Below are 3,108 nucleotides of genomic sequence, written 5' to 3'. Positions count from 1 at the left end.
TGGGTTCTTGGTGTGAGAGGAATTGCGATTAAAGAAAATAAAAAATTAGGTTTATTAGTTTTATCTGCCTGAAAATGGGTTGGTGAGGGTGATAAAATCATAGAAATAAATGAGTTATACACCATTTTGAGAACGACACTAACAATCATATTGACACTAATTGGACTTTTGACTTTCGGACAAGAAAACAAACTTGACGAAGACGGAAGTCTCATAAATAAAATTGAACCTGAATTATTGGACAGTTTATATGTAAAAGCTTTAAACCACAGGTTAGATTTACTTTTACAGAGTGGATGGCATTACGTTGAAATGAACGAATACGGAAGTAGAATTAAAAACTTAAACGTTCCTGACAGATATAAATTCCTTACGACAGACGAGTTAATTGACTTATCAATAAAAGAGAAACGGACAATTAATGTTTTAAGAGTTGTTCACAACATAATATCCAAAGACACGGTTGACATTAATTTTGGTTATATAGGATTTACAGGAAAAAGAAAACTTCATTTTTACAAAGGAATGCGTTTTAGAAAAGCTGAAATTACTGTGGGTTGTGGTGGGACTAATGGATACCAACCTGACATAAGATTTGCTTTCGACAGTCTGACGAATGAATGGAAAATAATAAAAAATCGATTTGTAAAGACAAATGAAGAATAGAAAAACGGTGTATAACAACTGTTTTGCCTAATGCTGGCTAGTTTACAAACTTTAAACGTCTTACATTAATTAACTTTATAGCTTAACTGACAGTGACGGGCTCCAAACCCAGCACTAGGCAAAGCAGCAATACGTTGTGTGCCATTTAAGGATGACAGTGTAAAAAAAATAAAAAATGGAATTTGAAGAAATAATAAATCACCAGCGACAGTCCTATATAAAACAACTCAAGGCATTCTACGCGGACAGAACAGATGGAGCAAGAGAAATTTTAATGGCTTTAAATGGTGAAGAGGAAACTTTATTGTTCAAACTTACTAGGCTTGACTATTTAGTAAAGGTAGATGGTGAATTTAAAATTGAAGAATTATCTCCCGACACTTATTCAAATCATTCACCAATTAGTTTCACATACGGACAATTGCAAGTTGAATTAAACCCATTCTTTTGGCATGGTTGTGAATTTATCATTGACAAAAAAGATGACGACATAGATTGGCTAAGAACTTGGACGAAGATTTGGATAGACGAAGAAGATAAATTTCAAACTGACATTGATGGCTTTGCTGGTGCAATTCACAACGTATCGTTCCCGACAACCGAACAACAAACGGTAAAATTCACTGTTGATTTTGGGACAGCATCAACAGAAGTATTTATGAATTTGATAAATTGTATTAAAGATACTGGTACTAAGCGATTAATTATTAACTCATTTGACTTGCTGAATGAATGAAAACGGCACACAACACGGGTAACCGTTGCACAACCCCTTCCAAAAACTAAATTTTCAAAATAATTATAAGAAACGACCTCGTTTAGTACTTTCTAAGCGAGGTTTGTTTTTGGATTAAAGACATTGTTGTTCAAAAAAAAGATGGTGTATAAACGTTTGTTTTAACTTCAAAAAAGTGACTTTTAAAGAATTGTTTACCTTCCCTTGATTGAAAGATACACTTATTTAAAAGAGTATCTTCTATACTCGATACTTGTAACTTGTTACGGGAAATTCCTTGGATATGTTGCATCTTAAATATAAACCTTTTCTGTTTTTCTTACAAGTATTTTACTATATTTGTTTAAAGGATTGTGAAGTTTTTTCACAGTCTGACGTTGTGCGTAATGTTGACCGAACGATATGCAAAAAACACGGAATGAAATAATTACTTATATAAAATTGTTTAGTTTAAAAAAAAATGTAGTACTTTTATTATCCAAGATATAAAAACAAAAACCTACAAATTTTGAAAAATTAATGAGTTAAAATCTAAAACTAAATATTATGAAAAATCTTTTTGTTGTAATCGCTCTTGTTTTTGGAATAAATATTTATTCACAAGAAACTGTAAAATCAAATGATGACAAAACTGAATTAAAATGCAAACTTGTTAAATTTGATACTGAAAAAAACATTTTTGAATATATTGGAAATGTAGAATTCAAAAACGAAATAATTCAATTAGAAAACGCTGAAAAGATTGTTTATAATAAAGAAACGAATGAAATATTTGTTACGGGCTTAAATGAATTCTCAATTGATGGCGTAATACAAGTTGCGGATAACTCAAAAATGAAAACATTGAGATATAAGATTGGAGATCGAATTGCTTATATAGAATAAAACACTACACACAACAGCCGTAACCGTTGCACAACTCCCTCCAACAACTAAATTTTCAAAAAAATCATAAAAAACAACCTTGTTTAGTGCTTTCTAAGCGAGGTTTATTTTTGGATTAAAGATGTTGTTGTTTAAAAAAAGAAGGCAAAAAAACGTTCGTTTTAACTTCAAAAAAGTGACTTTTAAAGAAGTATTTACCTTCCCTTGATTGATGGATATCACTTGGGCTAGGCTTTTTGGTTTTTTGGCAATGAAATTGAGGTATTTCTTTAAGTTATAGGTCATAGCGGCCATCAAAACATGTTTGTTGGCTTGTTGTATTCCTCGTGTATTGACCCGTTTCATGTTCAGAAAGTTAATCAGGGTTCCTAGAACAGGTTCAACGGTTTTACTTCGCACCTTGACCATTCGTTTGGCATACTCGGGGTTTTGAGTGAGCTTTTGGTGCATCTTATCATACAGCTCTTTGTGGATGCTGTCGTCTATTTTTTTAAAGTTGGTTTTCTTTCCACAGCATTGCTCTCGAAGGGGACATTTTTTACAATCACTTTCACTACTGCGATAGGTGCGTTTGGTGTAGCCTCTTGGGTCTGTTTTCTCGCCTTTGAAAAGTAGTTTGGCTTGGTTGCCGCCTTCTTTGGTGCATTGGTAATAATTCTCCTCTTTGTGAAGCACAAAGCCTTCTCGCTCAGGAACGTATTGTCCGAAGTTAGGCATCCAAGCATTGATATGATTATCATTTAGGTATTTTAAGGATTCGCCACTACTGTAACCGGCATCGGCTAAAACTTCGCCCAGTTCAAGGTTGTTTTCTTCTAAAT

At 33.0% G+C, this 3,108-nt stretch carries 4 protein-coding genes; 3 read left to right on the top strand and 1 reads right to left on the bottom strand.

Translation table 11 applies throughout. The features are described from left to right. The first annotated feature begins 150 nt into the window (after nt 1-150). The 3 genes from V7M80_RS13075 (at nt 151) to V7M80_RS13065 (ending at nt 2,287) form a co-directional block, all read left to right on the top strand. Entirely contained in the window at nt 151-666 is a 516-nt protein-coding gene (locus V7M80_RS13075; protein WP_333696798.1) for a hypothetical protein, read from the top strand. A 175-nt stretch (nt 667-841) separates the two neighbouring features. After that, nucleotides 842-1,402, top strand: a complete 561-nt coding sequence (locus V7M80_RS13070) for a hypothetical protein (RefSeq protein ID WP_333696797.1) — start codon at nt 842-844, stop codon at nt 1,400-1,402. Nucleotides 1,403-1,948: 546 nt separating this feature from the next. Continuing rightward, nucleotides 1,949-2,287, top strand: a complete 339-nt coding sequence (locus V7M80_RS13065) for a hypothetical protein (RefSeq protein ID WP_333696795.1) — start codon at nt 1,949-1,951, stop codon at nt 2,285-2,287. A gap of 93 nt (nt 2,288-2,380) precedes the next feature. On the opposite strand, the gene V7M80_RS13060 is transcribed toward V7M80_RS13065, so the two are convergent. Next, the coding region (locus V7M80_RS13060; protein ID WP_333696794.1) for a transposase at nt 2,381-3,108 on the bottom strand (728 nt) is incomplete at its 5' end.

It is taken from the genome of Flavobacterium sp. (assembly GCF_036759525.1).
Taxonomy (GTDB): Bacteria; Bacteroidota; Bacteroidia; order Flavobacteriales; family Flavobacteriaceae; genus Flavobacterium.
This window is presented reverse-complemented; position numbering and strand designations above follow the sequence as displayed.

What these genes read in the sequence shown, in the direction of transcription:
- V7M80_RS13070 (WP_333696797.1), top strand. Translation starts at nt 842, where the DNA reads ATGGAATTTGAAGAAATAATAAATCACCAGCGACAGTCCTATATAAAA.
- V7M80_RS13065 (WP_333696795.1), top strand. Translation starts at nt 1,949, where the DNA reads ATGAAAAATCTTTTTGTTGTAATCGCTCTTGTTTTTGGAATAAATATT.